This window comes from Aureispira anguillae (assembly GCF_026000115.1).
Classification (GTDB): Bacteria; Bacteroidota; Bacteroidia; order Chitinophagales; family Saprospiraceae; genus Aureispira; species Aureispira anguillae.
Genome location: NZ_AP026867.1, coordinates 1,421,656 through 1,448,045 on the forward strand (window position 1 = coordinate 1,421,656; position 26,390 = coordinate 1,448,045).

At 37.4% G+C, this 26,390-nt stretch carries 18 protein-coding genes; 10 read left to right on the forward strand and 8 right to left on the reverse strand.

The features are described 5' to 3' along the window. Nucleotides 1-40 precede the first annotated feature (40 nt). The 6 genes from AsAng_RS05410 (at nt 41) to AsAng_RS05435 (ending at nt 5,337) form a co-directional block, all read left to right on the forward strand. Nucleotides 41-673 (forward strand): hypothetical protein, encoded by a 633-nt coding sequence (locus AsAng_RS05410; protein WP_264791774.1) that lies wholly within the window; start codon nt 41-43, stop codon nt 671-673. Continuing rightward, entirely contained in the window at nt 666-1,199 is a 534-nt protein-coding gene (locus tag AsAng_RS05415) for a DUF1573 domain-containing protein (RefSeq protein WP_264791775.1), read from the forward strand. Before AsAng_RS05410 ends, AsAng_RS05415 begins: the two co-directional genes overlap by 8 nt. Nucleotides 1,200-1,409: 210 nt before the next feature. Next, complete coding sequence (locus tag AsAng_RS05420) at nt 1,410-2,615, forward strand: ankyrin repeat domain-containing protein (RefSeq protein WP_264791776.1); 1,206 nt, start codon at nt 1,410-1,412, stop codon at nt 2,613-2,615. A 25-nt stretch (nt 2,616-2,640) separates the two neighbouring features. Next, nucleotides 2,641-3,840 (forward strand): ankyrin repeat domain-containing protein, encoded by a 1,200-nt coding sequence (locus AsAng_RS05425; protein WP_264791777.1) that lies wholly within the window; start codon nt 2,641-2,643, stop codon nt 3,838-3,840. 173 nt (nt 3,841-4,013) lie between these two features. After that, nucleotides 4,014-4,382, forward strand: coding sequence for a preprotein translocase subunit YajC (gene yajC / locus AsAng_RS05430; protein ID WP_264791778.1), 369 nt, complete (start codon nt 4,014-4,016; stop codon nt 4,380-4,382). After that, a complete protein-coding gene (locus AsAng_RS05435; protein ID WP_264791779.1) occupies nt 4,336-5,337 on the forward strand; it encodes a YbbR-like domain-containing protein in 1,002 nt (333 codons plus the stop codon). Before yajC ends, AsAng_RS05435 begins: the two co-directional genes overlap by 47 nt. A 42-nt stretch (nt 5,338-5,379) precedes the next feature. Here the strand turns inward: AsAng_RS05435 and AsAng_RS05440 are convergent, their stop codons facing one another. After that, nucleotides 5,380-8,508, reverse strand: a complete 3,129-nt coding sequence (locus AsAng_RS05440) for a hypothetical protein (protein WP_264791780.1) — start codon at nt 8,506-8,508, stop codon at nt 5,380-5,382. 462 nt (nt 8,509-8,970) lie between these two features. Here AsAng_RS05440 and AsAng_RS05445 point away from each other — a divergent pair, with 462 nt between their 5' ends. Next, nucleotides 8,971-9,738, forward strand: a complete 768-nt coding sequence (locus AsAng_RS05445; protein WP_264791781.1) for an MBL fold metallo-hydrolase — start codon at nt 8,971-8,973, stop codon at nt 9,736-9,738. Nucleotides 9,739-9,745: 7 nt separating this feature from the next. Further along, on the forward strand, nt 9,746-10,300 hold the full coding sequence (locus AsAng_RS05450) for a TetR/AcrR family transcriptional regulator (RefSeq protein ID WP_264791782.1): 555 nt from the start codon (nt 9,746-9,748) through the stop codon (nt 10,298-10,300). 108 nt (nt 10,301-10,408) lie between these two features. Here the strand turns inward: AsAng_RS05450 and AsAng_RS05455 are convergent, their stop codons facing one another. The 4 genes from AsAng_RS05455 to AsAng_RS05470 all read right to left on the reverse strand — a co-directional run bounded on the left by AsAng_RS05455 (nt 10,409) and on the right by AsAng_RS05470 (nt 14,891). After that, the gene (locus AsAng_RS05455) at nt 10,409-10,831 is read right to left on the reverse strand and encodes a hypothetical protein (protein WP_264791783.1); all 423 of its coding nucleotides are present in this window, start codon (nt 10,829-10,831) and stop codon (nt 10,409-10,411) included. A gap of 231 nt (nt 10,832-11,062) precedes the next feature. Continuing rightward, entirely contained in the window at nt 11,063-13,201 is a 2,139-nt protein-coding gene (locus AsAng_RS05460; RefSeq protein ID WP_264791784.1) for a T9SS-dependent choice-of-anchor J family protein, read from the reverse strand. A 250-nt stretch (nt 13,202-13,451) separates the two neighbouring features. Next, nucleotides 13,452-13,874, reverse strand: a complete 423-nt coding sequence (locus AsAng_RS05465) for a hypothetical protein (protein ID WP_264791785.1) — start codon at nt 13,872-13,874, stop codon at nt 13,452-13,454. Nucleotides 13,875-14,072: 198 nt separating this feature from the next. Further along, nucleotides 14,073-14,891, reverse strand: a complete 819-nt coding sequence (locus AsAng_RS05470; RefSeq protein ID WP_264791786.1) for a universal stress protein — start codon at nt 14,889-14,891, stop codon at nt 14,073-14,075. 283 nt (nt 14,892-15,174) lie between these two features. Here AsAng_RS05470 and AsAng_RS05475 point away from each other — a divergent pair, with 283 nt between their 5' ends. Beyond that, nucleotides 15,175-16,005 carry a universal stress protein gene (locus AsAng_RS05475; protein WP_264791787.1) on the forward strand — a complete coding sequence of 277 codons (831 nt, stop codon included), beginning with the start codon at nt 15,175-15,177 and terminating at the stop codon, nt 16,003-16,005. A 95-nt stretch (nt 16,006-16,100) separates the two neighbouring features. On the opposite strand, the gene AsAng_RS05480 is transcribed toward AsAng_RS05475, so the two are convergent. Beyond that, nucleotides 16,101-16,889, reverse strand: a complete 789-nt coding sequence (locus AsAng_RS05480; protein ID WP_264791788.1) for an SDR family oxidoreductase — start codon at nt 16,887-16,889, stop codon at nt 16,101-16,103. Nucleotides 16,890-17,551: 662 nt separating this feature from the next. Here AsAng_RS05480 and AsAng_RS05485 point away from each other — a divergent pair. Next, nucleotides 17,552-18,049: a hypothetical protein gene (locus AsAng_RS05485; RefSeq protein ID WP_264791789.1), complete on the forward strand. Its 498-nt coding sequence runs from the start codon at nt 17,552-17,554 to the stop codon at nt 18,047-18,049. A 103-nt stretch (nt 18,050-18,152) separates the two neighbouring features. Here the strand turns inward: AsAng_RS05485 and AsAng_RS05490 are convergent, their stop codons facing one another. Next, nucleotides 18,153-21,890, reverse strand: coding sequence for a T9SS-dependent M36 family metallopeptidase (locus AsAng_RS05490; RefSeq protein ID WP_264791790.1), 3,738 nt, complete (start codon nt 21,888-21,890; stop codon nt 18,153-18,155). Nucleotides 21,891-22,224: 334 nt separating this feature from the next. Next, on the reverse strand, nt 22,225-25,962 hold the full coding sequence (locus AsAng_RS05495; RefSeq protein WP_264791791.1) for a T9SS-dependent M36 family metallopeptidase: 3,738 nt from the start codon (nt 25,960-25,962) through the stop codon (nt 22,225-22,227). Nucleotides 25,963-26,390 lie beyond the last annotated feature (428 nt).

Here is a 26,390-nt window from a genome sequence, read left to right on the forward strand (position 1 = left end):
GTTAGGAATTTTGCCTTTTAAAAGAATGAGAATTAAAAAAATGCGGATAATTTATTTTTGGTGTTGTTTTTTATGGTTTGTCCAAGTAGAAGCCCAGACTTCAACATACAAAAATAGTTTGACCTATAAGTTTTTAATTACGGATTATAACACGTTAAATCCTATTTTTCAGCAGGCAAATGACCCTGACCGTATTTTGCACCCTGAGGATATTAATTATGCTGGGGAAATAGGGTATTTTAGAGCGATTAATCCTTCTCTTAATCTTGGATTGCCTTTGCGTATTGGTAGTATTGATGCCTATCATACCGTTTTTGACAGCAATGATAGCTCCTGTCAGCCTTGTGAGCAACGCCAGCGAAACGAACTTTTTTTTAGTGCAGATATTCTTGCTTTGTATAAGTTTAATAATAATTATCTGCTCAAAGAAGATTTTTTCTTGGCTCCTTATATTCTACTAGGAGTCGGAGGGGTGTATCTATCTCAACAAGAAGGACATTTTGATGTTCAGGTTCCAATGGGAATTGGACTAAACATAAAGTTATCAAAACTGTTGTATTTGCAAGCGCAGTTTGAGTATCGAAAATCATTGATTATACACAAAGATAATTTTGCAATTTCAGGAGGAATCTCTTGGTTATTGGATTTTAAAAAAACAAAAAACAATGAATAAAGTAATAGCCTTATTGGGCATCGTGTGTTTAATGACAGCTTGTTCTTCATCTGAGGAACCATCTAAGAACGTTCCTTCTTCTACAGAGGTAGAAAAAATGGAAGGGATTAGCAATTCTTCTTTAATTAGCAATCCTGTAACCGCAGATGAGGCTATTTCTCCAGAAGAAGCTGCAACGATAGAATTTGAGGAAGAGGTATTTGATTTTGGTGATATTGTAGAGGGCGAATCAGTAGAACACTTATTTAAGTTTAAGAATACAGGCAAGAATCCTTTGGTTATTAGCCATGCACAAGGAAGCTGTGGTTGTACCGTACCTGAATGGCCAAAAGATCCAATTGCTCCTGGTGAAGGTGGAGAGATCAAGGTGAAGTTTAACAGTAAAGGCAAGCATGGAGAGCAAAACAAAACGGTTACCATCTCTGCCAATACCATTCCAAACAAAACAACAATTCGTGTTGTAGGAGGGGTAGAAACTAATCCAGAAACAGAGGCAGCGGAAAAAGCAGCAAAAGCCGATTCTTAGTAAAAACATAGTATTGAGAAGGTATAGGATGTGCCAATTTGAAAATTTATTTTACCTATTTTCGAGTTGGCACATTTTCAATTTTGATGCATTTGTTGAAGAGAAATCATGCGAATCGGATTTCTTTTTTATAATTTTGGGTGATCGCAATAAAGAGAACAATAGCGTATCGCTACAAAATATTACCCCCTTTTATAAATCTCAATTAAAATGAAAGAAGAATTAAACCAAGCAATTATAGTTGCTGCCGAAGCTGGCGATTTGGATAATGTAAAAAAAGCCTTAGCGGATGGAGCCGATCCCAATGCAGTGGGACCAAACTCTGGAGCGTTGCATTGTGCAGCATTTAATGGGCATAAGGCTGTTGTAGACTTGTTGTTAAAAAGTGGTGCAGATTGCAATCAAAAAGATAACCAAAGTTTTTATCCACTTCATTTAGCAGCGAGCAAAGGACAGGTAGGAATTTGTAATACTTTAATCAAGGCGGGGGCAACGCTTAATAGTATCACTGAGGCAGGTGGAACTCCATTACATGTTGCTGCTGCATCTGATCATCCTAAAGTGGTGACGGCATTAGTGAAGGCAGGTGCTAATTTGGAAGCAAGAGATAACAATGGTTTGACAGTTTTGGCTGCTGCTGCTAGTTTAGGACGGGTGAATGTCGTCAAAAAATTAATAACAGTTGGAGCAGAGGTAAACACGAATGATAATGGCAGGGATACCCCTTTAATCAAGAGTTTGAGGTATTTATATCAAGTAAGAATCAAAGAATGGTCGAGCCTAGGATCTAATGAAGGAAAAGAGGTGAAATACGAGGTAGTAAAGGGTTGTTTTCGATACGATAATGATTATGATAAGAACAATAAAACAAAGTTGGGAAGTATTCTTTCTCTAAAAGAACAGCGTGCTTGTGCCGAGCAATTTTGGGGACCTTCTGAACATTTGGAATACCTCAATACTTTGGATACGGTAAAAGTATTAATTAAAGCAGGAGCTGATGTTAATGCAAGTAATGACAGTGGACAGACAGCTATGAGCATGGCTTGTCATGCTGGCGAAGCCAAATTGATCCAAGAATTGCATAAAAAAGGAGCTTCTTTTGATAGCAAGGATTACCAGTCTGCAACCCCTTTGCATCGGGTGGCAGGAAGTGGAAGAATTGATGGCTTGACCATGTTTTTTAAGTTGGCAAGCAATGTGGATATCAATGTAGTTGATGAGTATGGCTGGACGCCATTGCATTATTTAGCGGATATTGGTGGACATATAGGAATGGCTGCTTTATTGTTAAAAAAAGGAGCCAATAGTAGTGCAAAAACAACAAAAGGAAGAGGAGTAGGAGTACCTGTTGATTCAACTCCTGCCGATGTCGCATTATATTGGGATGATGCAGAAATGGCAGCCGCTTTAAAATAAAATCAATGGGTTGAAACTTATAAAAATGAGTAATTTTCTTTCATCTGAAATTGTCTTGGCTGCTGAAGAGGGCAGTGTTGACAACGTTTTACAACTCTTACAACAAGGAGCTAGTCCAAATGCTATTGGAGCAAATTCGGGGGCTTTGCATGCTGCTGCTTTTATGGGGCACAAAGCTGTTGTTAAGGCCTTATTAAAACATGGGGGAGATCCTAACATTAAAGACAAGCAAAATTTTTATCCTTTGCATTTGGCAGCCAGTGAGGGGCATACGGCTATTTGCAACTTATTGCTAAAGGCAGGGGCTAATAAAGAGGCGTTGACAACCTCAGGAGGTACTGCTTTGCATATTGCAGCGGCTTCTAATTTTGCGGCTACAGTGGTTGCCTTAATCAAAGGTGGTTGCGATAAAGAAGCCAAGGATTTGGATGGTAGCACGCCTTTGTTAACGGCCAGTGCTTTGGGCAATGAAGGAGTGGTCAAATCTTTATTAAAAAGTGGTGCAGATATTAAGGCTACTAATCATAAGGGAAACAATGCACTGATGCAAGCCTTGTGGACACTTCATGCTGCTAGAATTGAGCAGTGGGAATATGAGGACGTAAAAGATGAGGTGCCTGTGCGATATGAAATCAAAAAAGGCTGCTTAAAATACTACTATAATTACAATAAATTTGCACCCAAGCCAGGGCGTATTATGACGCTTAAGGAGCAACGAAACGTTGCGTTGCAAGCTTGGGGAGCTGAGCAGCATTTGGATTATTTAAATGCACTTGCCGTGGTTAAATATTTGATTAAGAAAGGAGTTGATGTTAACCAAACAGACCGTAGAGCCATTTCTCCATTGAGGGTTGCTTGTTATGCAGGAGTCGGTAGTATTATAAAATTATTGCATCATGCAGGAGCACGTTTTGATGCATTGCCTTGGCAACACATAACTCAATTGCACCAAGTGGCAGGCAGTGGGCGTTTGGATGGTCTCCAAACATTTTTTAAGCTAGCGGATGCTAAGGATATTAATGCTAGAGATGCAAATGGCTGGACGCCTGCGCACTATTTGGCAGATACAGGAGGGCCGTTGGAAATGGCTGATTTACTAATCAAACATGGAGCAGATGTTTCTATTTTATCGACAGCTGCTACTCAAAATTTTCCGCAGGGAATTTCTGCGGGAAAAGTCGCAATGCATTGGAAGGATTTGGATTTGGCGATGGCATTGGCTTAAACATTATTTAGATTAATAGCCAAAAGTCAAATTCATTTGAGGATTAGTTTGTATATTGTGCCTTTGAGTGATCGCTCCAAAATTCTTAAACAAAACAATAACTTTTTTATAGTTTGTTTGTTGATAGTGGAGTGATTAACTAATAAAATATATTAAAATATTATAAATAACAAATGATGAATACTGTATTGCTTTTGTGGCAAGATGCTGGAGGAGATGTAGCCACTGCGGGACCTAGTCCACTGTTTTGGCCGTTTATGTTAATTGGAATGGCTGTTTTTTATTTTTTTATGATTCGACCATCTGTTAAAGAACAAAAAGAACAGAAAACGTTCTCAGATAGTTTGAAAAAAGGATCAAAGGTAATCACAGCAGGAGGAATTCACGGTACCATTTCAGCGATAGATGAGACACAAATTTCTTTGTTGATTGCCCCTAAAACTGTTATTACTGTTCAAAGAGGTTCTATTTCTTTAGAACAAACGAAATCTGTCTATGGAGGAAATACCAGCTCAACAGCAAAAGAGCCAGCAAAAGCTTAGCAAAGAAAATATAAAAGCATTCCTTAAAACGGATCGAGCAATACTAATAATTTGCATTAGTATTGCTTTTATTTTTTGGTTGATGACGAAGCTTTCTTATGCTTATAAAGATACCATTATTGTTCAATTAGACTATCAAACACCCCCTGGTAAGGTTTTTACTTATCCGCCAGCACAAGAACTAGAAGTTGATATAGAAGGAAGGGGCTGGGATTTGTTGGGCTTGGCTTTTTCCAATAAGGAACGGATTGTTACCATTCCAATTGGTGAAAATGAAATTCGGACGATTTCTGCTTCTTCTTTAACCGCCAAGGTCTTAAAATTTATTCCCAAGGCAACCATTCTAAATATCCATCCTGAGAACATTAAGTTGCAAACAGAGGATATTGCGACTAAGAAAATTCCTGTTATTTTGGATGAACAGGTTCGACTTGCTCCTCTGCATCAATATGTGGATTCCATCCAAATTAAACCCAAAATGATTGAAATACAGGGACCTGCATCTATTATCCGAGATATTCACGAATGGAAAACCAATGTTTTAATTCCCCCTGAAGAAGTTAGCAAAGATATAGAAGTAACCCTATCGTTGATAACACACCCCAATAGCAACATCAGCCTTTCTACCAATAAAATAAAATGCACTGCAAGGGTAGAACAAATCACTGAAAAACGAATAGAAGTTCCTATCGAAGTACTCAATGCTCCTGATAGCTTATTGTTGGTTATTTTACCTAAAAGCATAGAGGTAACTTGCCAAGTAGGCTTAAGCGATTATGATCGGGTAGAAACGACTGATTTTAGAGCCATTGTTGATTTTGCAAGCATTGATTTATTTAAGGAACGTTCAATTCGTATTTTGCTTAGAGAACAGCCCCAATTTGTCAAACAGGTGCATTATGCGCCAAAAAACGTAGATTACATTATTCGTAGCCGAAACTTAAATGACTTCTAATACACAAATTATTAGCCCCCTACCCATTTTTTGTATAAACCGTTAAGCAGTAGCATTGTTGTGTTGTTTATCCCATTTTAGGACAAAAGCCAATAGAGGCTCCAAGGCTTTCTCACTATTTTTCCACCAATCAATGGACCAAATATAATGGATCTGATGAGAGGCTTGGGTCAAGATTCTAACTTTATCAATGGCTAATTGAAAATCGTATTTTGCCTGATGCAACAAACCACCATCACAAATAACAGCAATTGGTGTTTGTCCCGAATATTTTGGCGCAATGATTAGATCAACTAATACTCCCTCTACCGATTTGTTAAATTGGAGACGTTGTTCATCAATGTATTCTTTGAGGTATTCTACCAAAACAATTTGAAAGGCATTAGGTGCTTGTATATTCGTTTGATTTAAGCGGGCAAGCTGTGCCACATCTTTAGAATGTATATGCTCTAGGAATTGATAACGGCGTCCTTTTTGAGCCAGCATCCACTCCAATAAACTTTCTTTTTCGTTTTTCTCTTCTTCAATGGGGCGTCCTAAGACAATGCGTTGATTGCCTAGTTTGAGCAAATCGGTTCCAATTTTGGCAGATAAGTCATGGGCATTGTCAACGATGACCAAATCAAAGGTCGAAATTTTTAAGCCCAATAATTGTTGTGCCATTTCAGGAGTTGCAAGTACAATTGGAAAAACATCCCCTAGGTGTTCTAGACCAATCCACTGCAATAAATCTTTGATTTTTTTGTTTCTAAAAATAGGTCGAGCATTGGTGAGCGTTAAGTCTTTTTCCTTTTTGATGCGTTTGATCTGTTCTCCTTGTCGCTCTTTGGTAATTACATTTGCTTTTTGGCTAATGCGTTGTTGGATGTCTTTGAGGGTATGAATATAAGCATCAAAAGGAAGTGCTTCATTGGCGGTTCCTTTAGGCAACACAATAGAATATTGCTGCGTCAAAATTTGGTGATAATACCAACTATGAAAACCTGAAATCCAATCTTGTGACCCTGCATTTACCAAGGCTTGAACCACCTTTTGAGTTTTGCCACTAATGGTAAGCCAAGAGCGTCGCCATTGATAATAAGCATCAATATCTCGCCATTCATTTTCCAATTTGTGAAATTGCAATAAAATATTAAATAGAGCAACTTCTTTTTCTGTAACCTTGCCCTCTGGAAGTTGAATTTCTTTTCGTAGTATTTGGGCAGAATTGATTTGTTCTACCAATTTAACCAAGGAAATTTCCAACTCCTTGTGTTGCTCTTGAAACGCTTGAGGAAGTTGTGTTTCTATTGATAAATCCTCAATTTGTTGATCCACCAAACTAGGAATCGTAATCGCCCAATCTTGTAGCTGGCTGCGTACCTTTTCTAATTTAACCTCAACATCTGCCAATTTAGATTCCTCCTTTATATTAGGAAAATCCGTCTTAAAATAAGCTGCTTGTTCATAATAAGCCTGCAATTCTTGATAGTCATCTAGAAGCTGTCCTTTTGCTGCTCTAATTTCTTGATGCCGTCTAGAAAACATACTCAATAGCTTCAATTTAGCATTTTGAAGGCTACTTTGTTTATCAAAAGCCTCACCATACAAATCATTGTACAAATGCAAATTGCGCTCTATTTTATTGATTTGTTGCTCCATATTCGCCACAAAATCCCTATACTCAAACTTTAGATGCTCTGCATAATTGCCAACAAAAACTAAAAAGCTCTGATACAGGCTATTAATCTTGTATCGATAGACATTTAGTCCTGTTTTGGCTTCTTCTCTAGTGGTTTCAATGCTGCTATCGTCGTTAAAAAAGCGACCATGCAAGGCATTAAGAGGATGCTTTAAAGCATCTATTCTGTGATAATGGATATAGTGTTCGCCCAATTCTCGGCTAATAACATATTCTTCTTTGGCTGTGAAGAGGAAGTCTTTGTTATCTAAAAAGCGTCCCAATATTTGCTTATCACTCTTTTTGTGGTGCATCAAACATTGCCCCACGAGTTCCGTCCAATTCCAACCATTTACAACAGAGGCATGCAAGCTTTCGTATGCTTTTTCTAATTGTTCCCGTAGGCGGCTATGTTTATCCAATTGCTTGGTATACGTTACATTGTCAAAGCTGCTAAGACTACGAGTACGTTTGGGCAATTTTTCTAAGTACTTAATTAAACGCTCTTTGTCCAAGACCTCATCTTGAAGGTTTAAGATGCCAATATCTTTGATGCCTAAGTTTTCTAGGTGGTATTGAATTTCATTAAAAGAAGCAGCTTGAGGGGATATAATCAAGGCAGACCCTTTGTCGGTCAGCAAACTAGGTAAAATAGAAGCAATTGTATGCGTCTTACCCGTATTAGAAATACCCTCAGCGATAACATGGTGTCCATCAAAGATGGTTTCGATCAATTCATCCTGTGCCGAATTGCAAGGAAGTGCAGCAACTTTCGTTTTCCATTGCTTTCGTTCTCTAGGTTTTAGATTTTTGGGCAATTTCTGTGCTTCCTTAAGCGTAATGGGTTCAAAACTACCCAATATAATAGCGTTGAGAATGACATTTTGGAGCATGTTATCGGGCGAAGGGCAAGCTTCAATAAGTGGTGTAGGTTGGTAGTCCAATTCCAATTCTTTGGCCAAAGCCAAGCACGTTTCGTTGACCACTTTTGAATCAACAGTATCAATCAATCCAATTTGTTGCTCCCAGTCCAACTTAAATCGAGCTTCCAAATAGTTTTTTAGAATAGGATTTAGATAACCTTTGTTTTTGTTGAGAGGGGTTAAGGTCCACTCCATATTGCTATTGGGAGCAATGTTTAATTCAATTTTCCACAGAAACAAAGGAGCTGCAACAGGGCGACCCAATTCAACATCATCAATGAGTACAATTGGATAACCAATAGAAAGACTGTCTTTTTGTACCTGAAAGTTTTCAAACGTTTTTTGCAGAGCTTTGTACTGTCCTAATTGAGAAGCAGGCATTTTCTTTGAAATTCCCAATGGAATATGAGCAATTACATCACTAGCATTACTAAGCAATGTTTGCAGAATTCGTTCTGTAAGTTCAGGTTCTACTCGGTTAATAATCGAAAAATCAAGGCACTGTTCTGTAATTGGCAGAACAGATAAGTAAGGTAAAGCATGAGTGTAATTCGTACTTGGAGCAGTTGACTCTTTATTCGTATCCATTGAGGTATTGATTGCGTGCTTTCAAAATCGGCAAAATGAGTAAGCCCTAGGAGCACTCTAATGACTGTTGTTCAAAATTGCAGCTAAAAACAAATATTAAATTTATAATTATCCATCATAATGCGGGAATGTTGTATCGTAAAATTACAAAAAGAACCCTTTTTTATTCGGATAGATAAATATACAATACTTATGGAAGTAATCCTATATTTGTTAGAAAGCAAATCAAAGAAAAGGCAAAAATAGCGCTTTGTGACATTGTTCAATGGGGAGTTCATAGATTAAAAAGGGGGGGCGAATGGCTAGAACAAAATGAGATTTTATCTACTATTTTTGTAAATGATGGAAAAAGGGCTCATAAAAAGTTGTGCTATCTCACACTGCTTCAGCTTATTGATTTTGAAAAAAGAAATTTTTATTCTATTTTACATACTAAACGTTCAGTATGTAAAATATGATAAAATGGAATTACAATTAATTAGAAATGCAACGATCAAACTAAACTATGCAGGAAAAGTTATTTTAGTTGATCCAATGTTATGCGAAAAGAATACTTTTCCTCCTTTTGTAAAAGGACTATTGCGAAATCCGACCATTAATTTAACATTACCAATTAATGAATTGGTACAAGGGGTGGATGCTGTATTGGTTACCCATTCTCATCCTGATCATTTTGATGACAGGAGCCAAGAAATGCTACCTAAAGACGTTCCTTTGTTTTGCAGTATAGAAGATAAAGAATTTGAAAAATTCAATGGCTTTGAACATAAAAAGGCAATTGAGCATAGGCTTGAATGGGAGGGGATTAGCATTACACGAATAGAAGGGCAACACGGCAGTGGTCCTGTATTGCCCTATATGGGAAAAGTATCTGGATTTGTACTTGAGAGTCCGAATGAACCGACTGTTTATATAGTAAGTGATTCTATCTGGTATGAGAAAGTAGCCAATGCTATAACTAAATTTAATCCTGAGGTAATTATAGTCAACTCAGGAGGAGGAATTATCCCAGGTTTTGAGAAATATCCAGTAATGTTAGATGAAGAGCAGACTATTTCTTTAGTACAATTTGCAAAAACATCTCAAATAATTGCTGTACATTTAGAAGCAATAGACTTTTGCAGGGTAACCAGAAATTCTCTAAGAGCAGAAGCAAATAAAAATAACATTTCAGAAAAGCAATTAATTATTCCAAAGGATGGTGAAAAAATCATCATGAATAGAAAATAAAGAAAATATGCCAATTCAAAAGTTAACAAAAGAGGAGATTATCTTGAGGAGCATAACCGTTTTTAGGCAGAAGGGATATTACAGAACTAATATGAGCGATTTGGCTAAGTTTTGTGGTTTGACCAAAGGGGCGTTTTATCATCACTTTGCAAATAAGGAGGAAGTCATGAAAAAATCCCTTGAAATGACCTCGAATTGGTTTAACGAAAATGTTTTCTCAATTGGCTATGATGACAATATCCCCAATCATGAAAAGTTGGGAAAAATGCTTGATGTTTATCAAAAGGTTTTTCTTCAAGAACAAGGAGGCTGCATTTTTGGAAACACAGTCTTAGAAACAATAATGGTCGAAGACACCTTCAAACAATCTTCAAAAGACTTTTTTGAGGCCTGGGAGAAATCTTTAATGAATATTTTTAACGCCAAATATTCAAATAAAATTGCAAAAGAGAAAAGCACACAAGTAATCGCTAATCTTCAAGGAGCAATTATATTGATGATTTTGAACACTCAATCTCAATATTTAAAAGATGCAGTCCATAAAAATAAAGAACTGTACTAGAACATTATTCACAAAGCATTAATAGCTTAAAAGTACATTGTTATTTGGAAAAAAAAACAGCGTTGTGAGCATGAAACTCGCAACGCTGTAAAAGCCTTTTAGAGATACTTACATCAATGGATGAACAGTAGGATTAACAATTCTATATCGAATGCCTTTAGGGAGAAAAATTTCAAAATCTAAATGTTCTTCCAGTTTTTCTTCGTTGATGAAAATATATTGTTCTTGCTTAGGCATATCAAAGATCATTACCCTTGCTTCTTCATAAAATTTCATTTCTATTTGATAACGACCATTTTTAGTAATGGTTTCTAAATCTTTTTCTGTCAATTGATTGGTTTGAATGGTATAAGTAATTCTAACCGTAGGTTCATCCCAGTAGTGCATTTCTGTTGTTCCATCTATTGCAAATACAGCAAAGGGGCAATCTTCTTCTGGCAAAAAGGTTTTGACAAATGTTTTTTGAGTCTGTGTCATTCCTAATCCAACGGTCACCAAAACAATAATCCAAGTTAATAAGAGCGTTCTCATGATTGATATATTTTTAAGAATAACTAAATGTTGTTTTTTTATTACAGTATAAATATCGGGTTCTTTTGAGGCTTATAAAATGATATAACGCAGGGTGAAAAATGATTTTAATTTTGAATGCAACAATTCGAAAGCTTATACCAAAAAAAGCCACCTCAAGTCTAAATTTATACGCAAATATTAGACAAAAGGTGGCTTTTGTAGATAGAAGGGCAGGAAAATAAATCTAGTTTATTTTTTGATAAAAATATGCTGGATAGGCCCTTTGTCGGTCATTAATTTTAGTACATATGTTCCATTGGTCAATGATTGAATGTCAATCTTATTGCCAATGAGTTTGTTGTTGCTTACAAGCTTACCCATCATGTCAATGATTTGTACTTTTTGAATCTCTAGATGGTTCTTATTAATCGTCAATGAACTACTTGCAGGATTAGGATAGATCTCTAATTCCATGTCATTGATGGAGTGAATGGTGGATACAATTACATTGGTGCAGGCGGAGGTGTCTACGCAGTTATTGACCGTGATCTTAACAGCATAATCACCACTAGCCATTGGAGTAAATGAGGCAGCAGTAGCACCCAAGATAGCGGCATTAGAATTGTTACAGTCCAACCATTGGTAACTTGCAGCAGGTTGATTAGACGATAGCGTTATACCTGCTAAGGTAGTACCAAGGTCTATTGTGGTAATATTAAGGGTCGTAACAACAATACTATCACATCCATTTCCAACAGTTTGAAGAATGCTGGTATCAACAATGGCACTGGTGATGTTATGTAAAGTGGTGCCATTAGGAAAGGTGTAACTATCGCCTGTGCAGATAGTAGCATTTTGGTTGATGGTATAAGTAGGATTGATGCTAAGTGTCGTAATAATAAGACTATCGCATCCATTTCCAAAAGTTTGGAAAATACTGGTATCAACAATGGCATTGGTAATGTTATTTAAAGTGGTGCCATTAGGAAAGGTGTAACTATCGCCTGTGCAGATAGTAGCATTTTGGTTGATGGTATAAGTAGGATTGATGCTAAGTGTCGTAATAATAAGACTATCGCATCCATTTCCAACAGTTTGGAAAATACTGGTATCAACAATGGCATTGGTAATGTTATTTAAAGTGGTGCCATTAGGAAAGGTGTAACTATCGCCTGCGCAAATAGTAGCGTTTTGGTTGATGGTATAAGTGGGATTGATACTAAGTGTCGTAATAACAATACTATCACAGCCATTTCCAACAGTTTGAAGAATGCTGGTATCAACAACGGCATTGGTGATGTTATTTAAAGTGGTGCCATTGGGAAAAGTATAGCTGTCGCCTGCACAAATAGTAGCGTTTTGGTTGATGGTATAAGTGGGATTGATGCTAAGTGTCGTAATAACGATACTATCGCACCCATTTCCAAAAGTTGTTAGCATACTGGTGTCAACAACAGCATTGGTGATGTTATTTAAAGTGATACCATTGGGAAAGGTATAGCTGTCGCCTGCACAAATGGGAACGTTTTGGTTGATGGTATAAGTAGGATTGATACTAAGTGTCGTAATAACAATACTATCGCATCCATTTCCAAAAGTTGTTAGCATACTGGTGTCAACAACGGCATTGGTGATGTTATTTAAAGTGGTGCCATTGGGAAAAGTGTAGCTATCGCCTGCACAGATGGCAGCGTTTTGATGGATCTGGTAAGTAGGGTTTACACTAAGTGTCGTTGTGATAATACTATCACAGCCATTTCCAACCGTCTGTAAATTGCTAGTATAAACAACTTGGCTCATTATATTATTCTGAGTAGAACCATCAGGGAAGGTATAACTATCACCTGAGCAAATAGTATCACGTTCATAAAGGTTATAAGAAGGAGTACATAGACTGTTGTAGACAAAGTTGTCAAACCTCATAATACCATAAGGATTCACAGTACTACGGGTAAATTTAATAGCTACATATTGGTATGACCCAGTATAGGAAGAAAGATTAACCGTTTGGTGCGTCCAAACATTTTGAAAACTAGAGATATGAATGGTTTGCCTATTGATAAATGATGAGGGATTGTTAGGGCTGCTCATAACCCCTACATTTATGATTAAAGTACCTGTGTAGGTTTCACGAGCACAATCAAATTCTAAAACCCCTCTAGCATTGGTTGTTCTGGGTAAAATAATGTATTGGTCAACATTGTTATTTCTGGATCTAATGTTAGAATTAGCAACAGAAGTTAGGTGGGAAGGAGATAAAGTCCAACAAGGGGGAGTACTGTTGTTATTAAAATTGGCAGTGACAGAGGTCACAGGGTTGGTACATTGGGCATGGCAAAATACTTGGAATAAACAAAGGAATAAAGTATATAAAAAAACTTGTCTCATAAGGTATGTTTTTATTAATTAATTATAATGCAAAGTTACCCCAGTGTCTTCTCAGTTACAATAGTATAAAAATAGATATGTTTGAAATGGGATGTTGAGTTAATGAACAGAACAGTTAGCCTAATGATAGGTGTCATATGATTAACGAACAGAAATGTAGAAGCTGCCACAAAAAAAAGGGAGCTACGTCTAGGGAAAAAGACATAGCTCCAAAATAGGAAGATAAACACTATATATTTCTTTAATTAGGTCACATCAACATAAAGGTATCTGCGGTCCCAATTCTATATTTCATTCCTTGAGGAATATAAATTTTAAAGTTCAATTGATCGTCTAAATCTACTCCATTAATAAGGATGGGGCGATCTTTTTTGGGCATATCAATAGTAATGGTTTGATTTTCTTTGTCAACGACCATTTTATAATCGTAACGCCCTGCAGCAACCAATGCTTTTATCACATTTTCAGCGGTATTAGGAGTCGTAATGGTTGTCATAATTCGAATGGTTTCATTTTCCCATTCTATCACTTCTACATCGCCAGTTAGCGCAAAAATAGCCTCTTGCGTTTCTTTTTCGATCGCTAAGGTTTTGACCAACGTTTTTTGAGCTTGAGCATAGGTGAGACCAACAACTCCTAAAAGGACAATCCAAGTTAAAATAATCTTTTTCATGATCGGTATTTTTTAGAGTAACTAATTGTTTTGTTTGTAGTATAAATATCTACTTTTTGTAGGAATAAAACAATGATGTAAATCACTCTAAAAAATGATTCTAATCACTTTTTGATTAGCTATAAATTAGCTGCCAAAATGTGGTTTGGGCACAGTTTGACAAGCTAATTTATAAGAGTAAAACAATCTAATTTTTTCTTATAATTTATCGTGTAAAATCATGAATGGCAAAGGACTATTAGAAGCAACAGAAGTTGTTGTGCTTTTGTGCAACATGCGTTCCCAAGCCGTATAATCATGTTTGATGATGCAAAGTAAATCTACTTGATGTTGTTCTGCCAATGCAATTAAGGCATCGCCAGTATGTTCCGAGTCCATTTTGTATAAGTTGATTTGATAGCCTTTTCGAGCAATCTGGATCGCAGTTTCTTTATGGGTATTTGAATGTGGGGTCTCTTGTTCTACATGAAATAAAATTAATTCTGTATTAAAGCGATCCACCATATCATAAAGCGGTGCTAGCGTTTCGTGAGAAGGAACAAAACGATCATCTATAGCTAACGCAATCTTTTTAGGAGGCTTGACAGCAGCCATTTTGGGGATCACAATAACGGGCACTTCACTTTTGTTGATAAGTTGTGTGGTTGTGCTGCCAATCAACCAATCTTTGATTCCCGAATGACCATTTCTTCCTAGAACAATAAAATCTGCTTTTCCTTCTTTTGCTTCTTGCAAAATAGTAGGAACAATGGGCCCCTTTCTAATAACCCCTTCTAGGTCGATATTTTGGGGTAGATCTTGCAGATGTTTATAAAGTGTAATATCAAATAACTCGTGTCTAGATAATTTTTTAATATGTTGTTCCGATATAATAGGGGCTAGTTCTTCGCTTATATGATAAACGTTTAGTAACTTTAATCCAACAGATGTTCGTTGACCTTTTGCTATCATTAAGGCATAATCAATCGCCTTATTGGCTGTTATAGAAAAATCAGTAGCTGTTAGTATATTTTTCATATTAATGGGAATTCTAACCAAATTGTTTAATAAATATATATAGTTGTCTTCTTATTTTTGTGGGAATGTGCTATTGGATTGGCTGCTAAAAAAAATCATCCCAAATTAGCAAAATCGACTAAGCACTATGTTCTCAATTACAAATTTAGATCATTTTTGATCTTATTTTTGTGATATTGATCACGAATAGAGATGATTTAAAACAATTAAGAATAATAGTAAAGCGTGTAATTTTGAATGCAATTGATTTTGCATTATTTAATAAGTACTGTAATTACAAATTATGAAACCAATAAAAAGAATACTTTATCCAACAGATTTTTCGGCAATGGCAATAATTGGTTATAAATACTGCCTAAATCTAGCTCGCCAATTGGGCGCAAGGATAGATGTTTTGCATGTTTATCGTATTGATCTTGGTGTTCCTGTAAATGACCTTATTGCCTATAAAATGATTGATGAGCGGAAAAGAAGTGCCCAACTAAAATTAGGAAGCTTTGCTCATCTGCAAAAAACAGGGGAGCAAGACTTGACCGAGGGGCTTGATATTCATGCACATACTTCTGTTGGTATGCCAGAAGATGAAATTATAGCATTCAGTAAGGAAAATGATATTGATTTGATTGTTATGCCAACAAAAGGCGAACATAATATTCTAGAAAGTTTGTTTGGTAGTGTGACGACAGCGGTTGCTGGACTTGCGGAATGTCCAGTGTTGATCGTTCCTGAGCAAGTAGCATATCGTCCCATTGCGGATATTGCTTATGCAACAGATTTGAGTGTAGAAAATATAAATAGAGTAGAAATTCCTTTGGCTTTGGCAAAACTCCTGCAAGCAAACTTACATTATGTACATATTTATAACAAAGAAAAGGCACTAGCTGGAGAAGTGGATGAATTGTTAACCGCTAATACAGACGGGGTAGAAGTCTTGTTTCACGAATTGGAAGGAGGGACGGTACAAGAGGGAATGAAGCATTTTTTAAATGAAAAAAGCATTGATTTATTGATGGCTTATAGCCCTCCTAAAAACTTTTTCGAACGCTTGTTTAGATTGAGTACAACTCGCCATTTATTAGAACAAATTTCTTGTCCTTTGTTGGTTATGCGATAAGCTAATTGATAGATTAATTAGGTGCTAAAAATGCCTTGATAATTTGAAGATGATCTATATTATTTCATCTTCAAATTATCAAATTTAAAATAGATTTATAGGCATTTAGTACGTCCACCGTCAACAGGTACATTAATACCGTTGATATAAGCTGCTGCTGGAGAGGCCAAAAATGCAATAGCATTAGCGACTTCATTTGCTTCTGCAAAACGTCCTGCTGGAACAGTGCTTTTCATTGCTTGGCTGACTTCTTCAATTGTTTTACCTTGTTTTTGAGCTTTGTTTTCAATGATGGATTGAAGACGAACCGTATTGGTTGCGCCTGGCAATACGTTATTCACCGTGATCCCATGGATACCTAATTCATTGGCCATTGTTTTTGCCCAATTAGCAACAGCACCACGAATGGTATTGGAAACACCTAAGCCATTTAAAGGTTGTTTTACAGAGGTAGAAATAACATTAATAATACGACCGTAGCCTGCTTTTTGCATCCCTTCTTTTACTGCTGTAACCAAAATATGATTACAAATTAGATGCATCTCAAATGCTGCTCTAAATTGATCAATACCTGCAACCGCAATCGGACCACCTGGAGGGCCTCCTGTATTATTGATAAGAATATGAATGGTTTTATCATTGGCTAAATAAGCCCCCAACTTTGTTGCTAAGGTTTCAGGGCTTGAAAAATCTGCACATAGATAATCGTGTTGCTGACCTTTAGAGCGATCCAAATCAGTGAGGGCTTCTTGAAGGCGCTCTTCATTACGAGCAACCAACGTAACACTAGCTCCCATTTGAGCCAATTCTAATGCAGCGGCTTTGCCAATCCCTTGTGTGCTTCCACAAACAAGCGCATTTTTGCCAGTTAAGTTTAAGTCCATGCTGGAAAATTTATAGGTGAAATTGTCGAAAGGAATCTTTTATAAAAAAGTTGTTTCTTGGACAATTTTGATAAAAGAACAGTTTTAAAGAACGAAGCAAAATGGATGATGTGCTAAATGCACCAAAATCTTTAGCAGCTACAGCGAGCATTTGCAACGCCATTAGATGCAAAAAGGTTGTTTAAATTTACAATCAATAGTTTTGTTTCGTTACTTATGCCCGTAAATGTAAAGAAAAGATGGACGGCTTCAAAATTGGGGCTGCTTTTAATCAGTGATAATGTCTAATAGGAAGGAGCAAAAACATAAGCTTGAGTTTAGTGCTGTGTTTTTGTTGTAAAAAGGTAGGTTTTGTCAAAAAAACAAAAAAATTAAAAACGATTAACCATATAATCTATATTTTTTATTATCTTAATTGTTGATAATTAGATTATTAATCTTTCCCTTGTGTTTTTTACAATCTTCTATTGTACAACCCAACAACTACTATTTAAATAGGTTGATGGGTTAATGGTCTTTGTCGTATCTTTTATGATAAAATAAAAGCATACGCACTGTTTTAATGCTCTTATTGTTCATTATTAAATGAACTGAACTAGACAGGGATTAGGTTAATGGAACTTTATTAACAATCTATTTCTAACATCAAAATCGCCCGAGTTATGAACGATACAATTTTAGAGGCAGTTGATATTCAACAACAAATAAAAGAAAAGTTAATCCAATTAGGTATTAGTATAGATGAGAAACGCTCTTTTGATGGAGAGAGCAAACGGCTGAAATTTTATTCTTTGGAAACCAAAAAGGAGTGGCAGGGGCAGGACCCCAAAGAGCAACTTCAACAAATACCAAGAACCTTACATACGCTTTTTCTAATTGATTGGCGTGGGAACACTACCGTTCAACAAAAAAAAGCTAATGGTAGTAGTGAAGAAATAGAATTTAGCAGAACAACAGAAAATTTTGATACAGAATACAACGATGAACGAGTATTGTTATATCAGATTGCTTGGAATATGAATACTCAAGTATTGTATGGTGTTAATCTTTTGGAAGGAGGAGAAAACCTAAAGGTATATGGTTTGGAACGAGATAGTAACGAGTTAGTATTGGAATATTATTCAATTATTGATTTTTTAGATTCCTTGACAGCTCTTTAATTCCTAATTAAAAAAATCGTTGTCAGTAATTTTGTCTTACTTGCTAAAAATAAAACAAAATTATTGGCAACGATTTTTGATTGGTAGAACGAATGCAGAGCCGTTAACGGAGGATCAATTTTTTAGTTTCAGTAAAGGCTTTGCTTTGAATTTGTACAAAATAAACAGCAGCAGGCAAATCTGATAAGTCTACATTTAATAGAGCTTCGCCTTCTGGCAGTATTTCTGTTTTTAGAACCTTGCCCGTAACGTCTATTAGGCGGATGTTTAAATCCCCCCCAATCTTGCCTTTTAAAATAACATTAGCCGACTTTGTAGCAGGATTGGGTGAAATTACAATTTGAGAAGAAGGCTTTTTAATATCGGTTAGCCCAACAATAACAGAGAAGTTTCGAGTGCTGGAACAAGCACCATTATTGATGGTTAGCGATACGGTATAATTGCCTGATAAGGCATAACTGTGGCTGGGGTTTTGCAGAGTAGAGCTTTGGTTGTCTCCAAAACTCCAATGCCAACTTGTTGCACCTACTGAAAAATCCGTAAAATCAACCGTGCCATTATTAACGGTATAAGAAAAATTGCTATTTAACGGGCTAACCGTAACTGTATCGGCTGCTGAAATACAGGATGGTTCTCGAATCTCTAAATCATATAGCGCATAATAATAATGATTAGGGGCAATATTACTAGAAGAACTGTCTATGGTCATATAATGTTCTATTTCATAGGGATAAGTTACTCCAGAAGTATTATAGAAGAAGCCCGAATGATTAGTCCCTATATTATAAACACCAGAATCAGGAACCGTTAAATTTAAAAAAATCCGTTGAGGGCCACCATTTAGGTCGACAGTAACTTGTTCTATAATGTCAGAACCAGAAGGAAGGGAACCATCTGTATTGACCCCATCTACTAGATAAAAGGTACGAGGTCCTGAACTATTGGAAAAGACCCAAGCCGATACAATTTCAATGCTTTGGTTCGCCGTAAAATTAAGTGCCCCATGATAAGAATTATTGGGCAAATAAGCACCTATACCAATATTTTTATTCAAAGGGCCAATGTATAACGAGCTAGGAATGATCATATTTTCTACATAATAAGTCTGCGCTGTCGAGCTATTGGAAATCATCAAACTATCACCAGTATGAACAACGACATTATTTTGGTTTTTCCATTGAATAATTCCTGTAGCAATTGCAGGAATATAAGCCGTATCTCCTGCACAAATTTCGATAGAGTGCGCAATAGGAGCAGGGGGAGGAGCAATGCTTATTAATTGATCGATGGTATCACGACCCACTGTATTGGAGCTGATTAACCGAACGGTATATGTTCCTTCAGAAGGATAAGTATGCACAGGATGTTGGAGAGTAGAACTATCTCCATCTCCAAAATACCACAACCAAGATTGAGGAACACGGGTACTGTTATCTCTGAAAGAAACGGTTTGGGAACAAGGGGTGTTGCTCGTATAATAAAATGTTGCAGAAGGAGCCGTTATTGGTATTTGACACTGGATGGGTAAATCAAAGGCTTCTACTTGATCGCTACGACTAGTAGCGCTGCCTTGGCTAGCACTATAGCCAAATCCCCTAGTCGCAAATACATTCCAAATCAAACATTTATGAACGTTATTATACAGTATTGAGTCTGCTTTCAAAATAGCATCTCGACCATCAAGCATACCTGGGTTACAAGGTTGTAATTTTAGGGATTCGATGATCAAATTCATGGCAATATTATTCCCCCCTGTACCATTGTATAAGTCAGGGTCAGGACTTCCTCCATATTGGGCAATTAAAGCCCAGTTTAGATCCCAAAGTACAGTCGCAAAAATAAAACCAATTCCGTGAGGTTCGGATATTTGATGGATATTATTGGAAGCACCATAAGTATACGGATTGATGGCAAAGTCGGTAGAATAAGGCGCTGGACGAATACCTTGCCCTGTGGTGGCTCGTCTGGATGAATAGTTTGCAATTCCCCTTGGATCTGTAGCTTGGTCGCCACTCTCCATCGTTAGCATAAGGGCAAACCAATCACTCCAACCTTCTCCCATTTGTTCAGCATTATTAAGGCAGTTGGGATTGGCTGCTCCTCCTGTTAGTCGTTTGGTAATACCATGCCCATATTCGTGAGCAATTAAGCCATTGTCAAAATCGCTATCTTCAGGATAACTATTTGTTGTACTGGCATGGATAGAGACATTAACAGAACTTGTTGCCATTTTAGTAGTGAGGGAATCTCCATCACTTTTTGAAATGCGGATTGAAGGAATAAGGATGCTACTATTGGTTCCATTGATATAATGGAGTGGAGCGTGAAATTGGCTGATTATAATAACGGCTAAAGCTCCTGCATTTTGTGCGGCTAAGATTTTATCTTCTGTGGTGCAATAAGCATCATCACGAATGATCGCAATTTTGCCATTAACTTGCGTACTATTTACAATGGTTTCACAGCCGTTATAGATTGGGGGGATATTATCTTCTACCAAAACTAAGTCCGCTATAATAGGGGAACTAGGGGGAAGGGGGCCAAAGGTGGCGCTCCCTGCATGATAACTACCAGCAATACTGGCGGGGCTGTTTACGGTAAGATAATCCCCTGCGTTGATATTCCATAAATGCATCTGTAATCTAGGGCTGTATCCATCAGCAGGCGTTGCAAAACTGGCTGTATTAAAGGCACTACCATCTTGTGCTTCTGCAAGCACAGGGTCGCCTCCAAGACCGCCACGACCATAGTTGTTGAATTGAAAATTACCACTCGTATCATCAAAACCATAGTGGTACCAGATGTCATGCATGGTATTAACCATATAAAATAAATTACTGATAGCAGCAGACTTATTAGCACTAGGGGCAAGGTTGGGATTATAAGGGAAATTAAATTCTAAAAGAGGCCCTCCATCAGGACTAAATCCAGGTATATTATTACCCAGTGAATCCTCGTAGGCGTATGCATTATTTCCTTGGGTAATGGTGTGTTCTGCGCCACTGATTCCATTGGTATCGTGCCAGCCATACGGAGATGCTAACAAATTTGCAGGGTTACTTAGCGTAGAACGACTACCATGAATGGGACTTTCTACTGGGAGTGCAAATACTTGGTATTGATCGGGCTGAAGAACGGTTGGGGGAGTGTGACAGTTGTCTAATGCAGACAGTTTATAGCTATTGGAGGGCGATTTAGCAATAGCAGAATGGTCAAAATTGCAATGAACGACCCAATCATTTTTATGAATTAAATCACCATTTTGGGCATCAATGCATACCGACCACCAATGTTGCGCATCTAACGTATAAATAGAGAGCTCCCAAACGAGTTTCATTTCTGTGTCGGAATTGGCATAATACATCAGTTGTACAGGAATATCCTCAATAGAAATGCCGCCTGTATTATAAATAAAGGATTGTTGATGAATTGTTTTTTGTAGTTTTAAATGCTTGGGAGAGCGAATGCCTAAATGTTGTGCAGCCAGTTCAATGGCTTGACGAGGCTGAATTTTGGGATGGGTAGCATTGACCTTTTGTTGTAAATTGCTCACTAGGCGATTGCCCATACTGAGTACTTGCTTGTCTTTGATGGCAAAGTTAGCAAGTCCATTGGATACTTTTATCCCTTGATATTGTTGTTGGATATAAACATGTAAAACACCACTTGTACTAGATCTATGCTGGCTCGTAATCACCCAATTGGATATATCTTCTAAGCTTAGGGCTTGTTCTATATAATGCTCTTCTAAAAATTGTTGAATAATAGTAGAAGGCGTTTGCGCTAAAAGTATACTGGTATTAAGTAAGATACTTAGCATGAATAGGGGGAAACGTTCCATGAGATATTATTTAAATACATATTGTACATTTCTGTGCAGCAAATCCTGAAGCTTAACCTTCAAACTGCCTAGAAGATAATTGTATAAGGTTCTTAGTGCTAAAAGTGGGTAAAATATTTTCTATCAAACAATGATGCATTCAACTATTTTGTAAGACACACCAAAAGTGCGACAGAGCAGCAGTAAAGTATAAACGTACAAAGCAATAACAATTAAAATCTTTTGTGGGGAACGTTCTACAAAAATAGGCAATTTTGCTTAAAAAGTAGAGGAATAACATAAATCCTTGCTGCTTAATATTGAACAACAAGGATTTATATTTGTTTAATGATGGCTATTTTATAATTAATTTTCGAGTTTCAGAAAATTCAGCTCCTTTTATTTGTACAAAATAAATTGCAGCAGGGAGCGCAGAAAGCTCTAAATTCAAGGCGGTAGTTCCCCTAGGTAGTATTGTAGAACGTAGCACTTTTCCACTTACATCAACAACTTGAACCGTTAAATCTTCATCTATTTTTTGATCCAGAATAAGGCTGGCTAAACCACTGCTTGGATTGGGGAGCAATGTGATATTCGGTAAGTGTTCACTGACCTTAAACAGCCCAACAACAACAGAGAAGGTTTGTGTGCTGGTACAAGCACCATTGTTAATCGTTAAAGAGATGGTGTAAGTGCCAGGAGATGCATAACTATGTACAGGATTCTGTAAGGTCGAAGTATTATTATCGCCAAAATCCCATAGCCAACTAGTCGCACCGATAGACGCATCTGTAAAATTGACGACTCCTCCATTATCTATATAGGAAAAATTGCTAACCACAGGAGTAACGGTAACGGTATCTAGTGCAGAGATACATTGAGGATCTCGAACTTCTAGATCGTATAAATAATAGTAATAACCTGTAGGGCTGCTTGTTGCGGATGAATTATTGATGGTCATATAACCATTTAACGAATAAGGATAATTAGCACCAGAGCTATTTCTAAATAGATCGACATTGTTGCCTCCTATATTATAACTACCAGAAGAAGGAACAGTTAGATTTAAATGAATACGCTGTGGACCATTGGTTAAATTGACAGTAACTTGATCCACAATATCTGATCCACTAGGTGGTGTACCATTGGTGTTGCTGCCTGTTGCTAAATAGATGGTGCGAGGACCCGCTCCATCAGCATCTACCCACGCTGATACAATTTCAAAAGGTTGATTGGCTGTAAAATTAAGAGCACCATGATAGGCTGAAGAGTGATAACCACCAGCCCCAATTGAAGAATTGTTAGGTCCTACATACTGAGAAGCAGCTCCAACGGCATTTTCTACATAATAGGTTTGAAAAGAACCCGTATTGGGGACAACCAAGGTATCTCCTATATGGATAATGGTATTGGCTGTATTTCTCCATTGAACAATGCCTGTGGTTATTGCAGGAATATAAGCCGTATCACCAGCACAAACTTCTACCGCATTGGCGATGGGAGTAGGAGGTAATGTAATCGTAATTTGTTGGCTGCTAGAATCTGCGCCAATTGTATTAGAAACCACTAATTTTACAGTGTAAGTACCGCTAGCATTATAGATATGCGTGGGGTTTTGCAGGGTAGAAGTTGTCCCGTCTCCAAAATCCCACAACCAAGATTGGGGAATATCAGTACTATTATCGGTAAATGAAACAGTAGTAATACAAGCTGTTGCACTATTAGGGCTAAATGCGGCTGATGGGGGGGCGGTTGCTGTTTGGCAATTGGTTGGTAAGTCAAATGCTTCGGTCTGGTCGCTACGGCTACCTGAGCTACCTTGACTAGCACTATAACCGAATCCCCTAGTTGCAAATACATCCCAAATCAAACATTGGTGAATGCCATTATACAATAATTGATCTGCCTGCAAAATGGCATCTCGACCGTCAATCATACCAGGGTTACAAGGTTGTAATTTAAGTCCTTCAATGACCAAATTCATGGCAATATTATTCCCACCTGTACCATTGTACAAGTCAAAGTCAGGACTACCTCCATACTGAGCAATCAACGCCCAATTTAGATCCCAAAGTACAGTTGCAAAGATAAATCCAACGCCATGTGGCTCTGATATTTGACCTGTGTTATTGGAAGCACCATAAGTGTATGGATTGACAGCAAAATCAGTAGAATAAGGAGCAGGGCGAATGCCTTGTCCTGTGGTGGCTTGTCCTGAAGCATAGGTGCCAATTCCTCGTACATCCGTGCCTAAATCTCCTGCTTCAATGGTTAACATCAAGCCAAACCAGTCGCTCCAGCCTTCTCCCATTTGTTCAGGATTGCTCAAGCAGTTTGGATTATTGGCACCACCTGTTAGACGGGTAGAAATGCCATGCCCGTATTCATGTGCAATGATACCATTATCCAAATCACCATCTTTGGCATTGGCCACAGTACCGCCATTGCTAATGGTTCCATTGACAGTACCAGTAGCCATTTGCGCTTTGATTGCGTTTCCATCCGTTTGGGTGATCATAATAGAAGGAATTGTAACCGTAGTACTTGTGCCTCCCATTTGAAAAGGTGCACCAGTAGCATTGTTGATAACAATAACAGCCAATGCACCAGCATTTTGAGCTGCTTCTACTTTGGCAACAAAAGAGCAATTGCCACGATCGATAACCGCTATTTTCCCCGCTACAGTAGCAGCATTGATAATCGTTTCACAGGCATCATTAATAGGGGGGGTATTGTCCTCTACCAATGCTAAATTTGCTGTAATCGGAACGTTTGGCAAACCAGGTCCAAAGGTAGCATCAGCAGCGCTATAACTTCCAGCAATTCCACTTGGAGTATTAACCGTTAGGTAATTGCCGCCGCTGCCACCACTGTTCCAAAGATACATTTGCATCCTAGGATTTGCCCCATCTCCTGGAGTTGCAAAATTTGCATTGTTTGTACCTCCTCCGTCTTGGGCTTCTGCAAAAACATAATCATTATCAGCTCCTCCACGACCATAGTTGTTAAATTGAAAATTACCACTTGCTTCATCAAAACCATAGCGATACCAAATATCGTGCATCATATTATTCATATAAAATAAATTGGTGATGGCAGCCGCTTGATAGGTACTAGGAGCACTAGTAGATGTGTAGGGAAAATTAAATTCTAAAACAGCGCCTCCATCAGGGCTGAATCCTGGGCTGTTATTATCGGCAACATCATCATAAGCATGCACATTATTCCCTCTGGTAATGGTATATTCTGCTCCATTGGCTCCATTGGTATCATGCCACCCATAAGGCGAAGCAAGGGTGTCGGCAGGATTGGTAACAATCGAACGTCCTCCATGATTCGGGCTCTCTACAGGCAAAGCAAATACAGTATATTGATCTGGTTGCAAAATGGTTTCAGGTGCAGCAAAATTAGTGGGGCTTTTTAGATTATGTTGAGCATTATTGCACTTCGTAAAAGGAGAATGTTCAAAATTACAATGAATCACCCAATCGTTTTTGTGGACAAGCTCCCCATTTTGAGCATCAATACAGACCGACCACCAATGTTGAGCATCTAGGGTATAAATAGATAAATTCCAGACTAATTTTACTTCTGTATCAGATACGGCATAATACATCAATTCTACTGGAATATTTTCTTTGGAAATGCCTCCTTTATTGTAAATAAAGTGTTTGTTATTGATTGGGTCTAATGCCCTCAAATCAGTAGGCTTATGGAGTCCTAAATGTTGGCTTGCTCGCTCAATCGCTTGTACTGGATTGATGGCAGGACTGCTGTAGGTTGCTTTTTGGTGCAAGTTGCTAATCAAACGGTTGCCCATGCTCAATACTTGTTTGTTTTTGAGGGCAAAATTGGCAATCCCATTGCTTACTTTTATACCTTGATGTTTTTGCTGAATATAAACATGCAGTACACCACTAGTATTGGAGGTGTGATGACTGGTGATGACCCAATCAGAAATATCCTCCTTTGTTAATTGTTGTGTAGCATGATTTTTATCCAAAAATTCTTGAATCGTTGTTGTTGGATTCTGAGCGAAGATTGTTGTTGTGCAGAGCATTAGCAGGAGCACAACTGAGGCGAGTTGTTTCATAAAATAAATGACTAGTTTAATACGAAGTTGGTTTTTGGGAAAATTCCAGGAGGGTAAGTGGGAATTTTCTTGATGAACCAATAATAAATGTAATTCTGTTAAGCGAGGGATAAGTTGTAAATATACATTTTTATTTTGTAAAATAATATTTGTTTAAATTATAAATTGGTGAAAATGAATTTTATGACTTATTATTTTGTTTTAAAGGGCTGTAGATTTTTTACTTAGGAGGGGTAAATGCTTCCTAATACGGAATAATTATCCTAACCTTTTTGGATTTTAACCATGGAATATTGGTATTTATGCTGGCTATGTTCTTGTTTTTCAGTGCTATGAATTGCTGCATTTTAGCCTGAGTTTTGGAGGGCGATTTGGAAGGTGAATTATTTTAAAATAAATAAGTAATATTTATTTATTAGATAGAATGT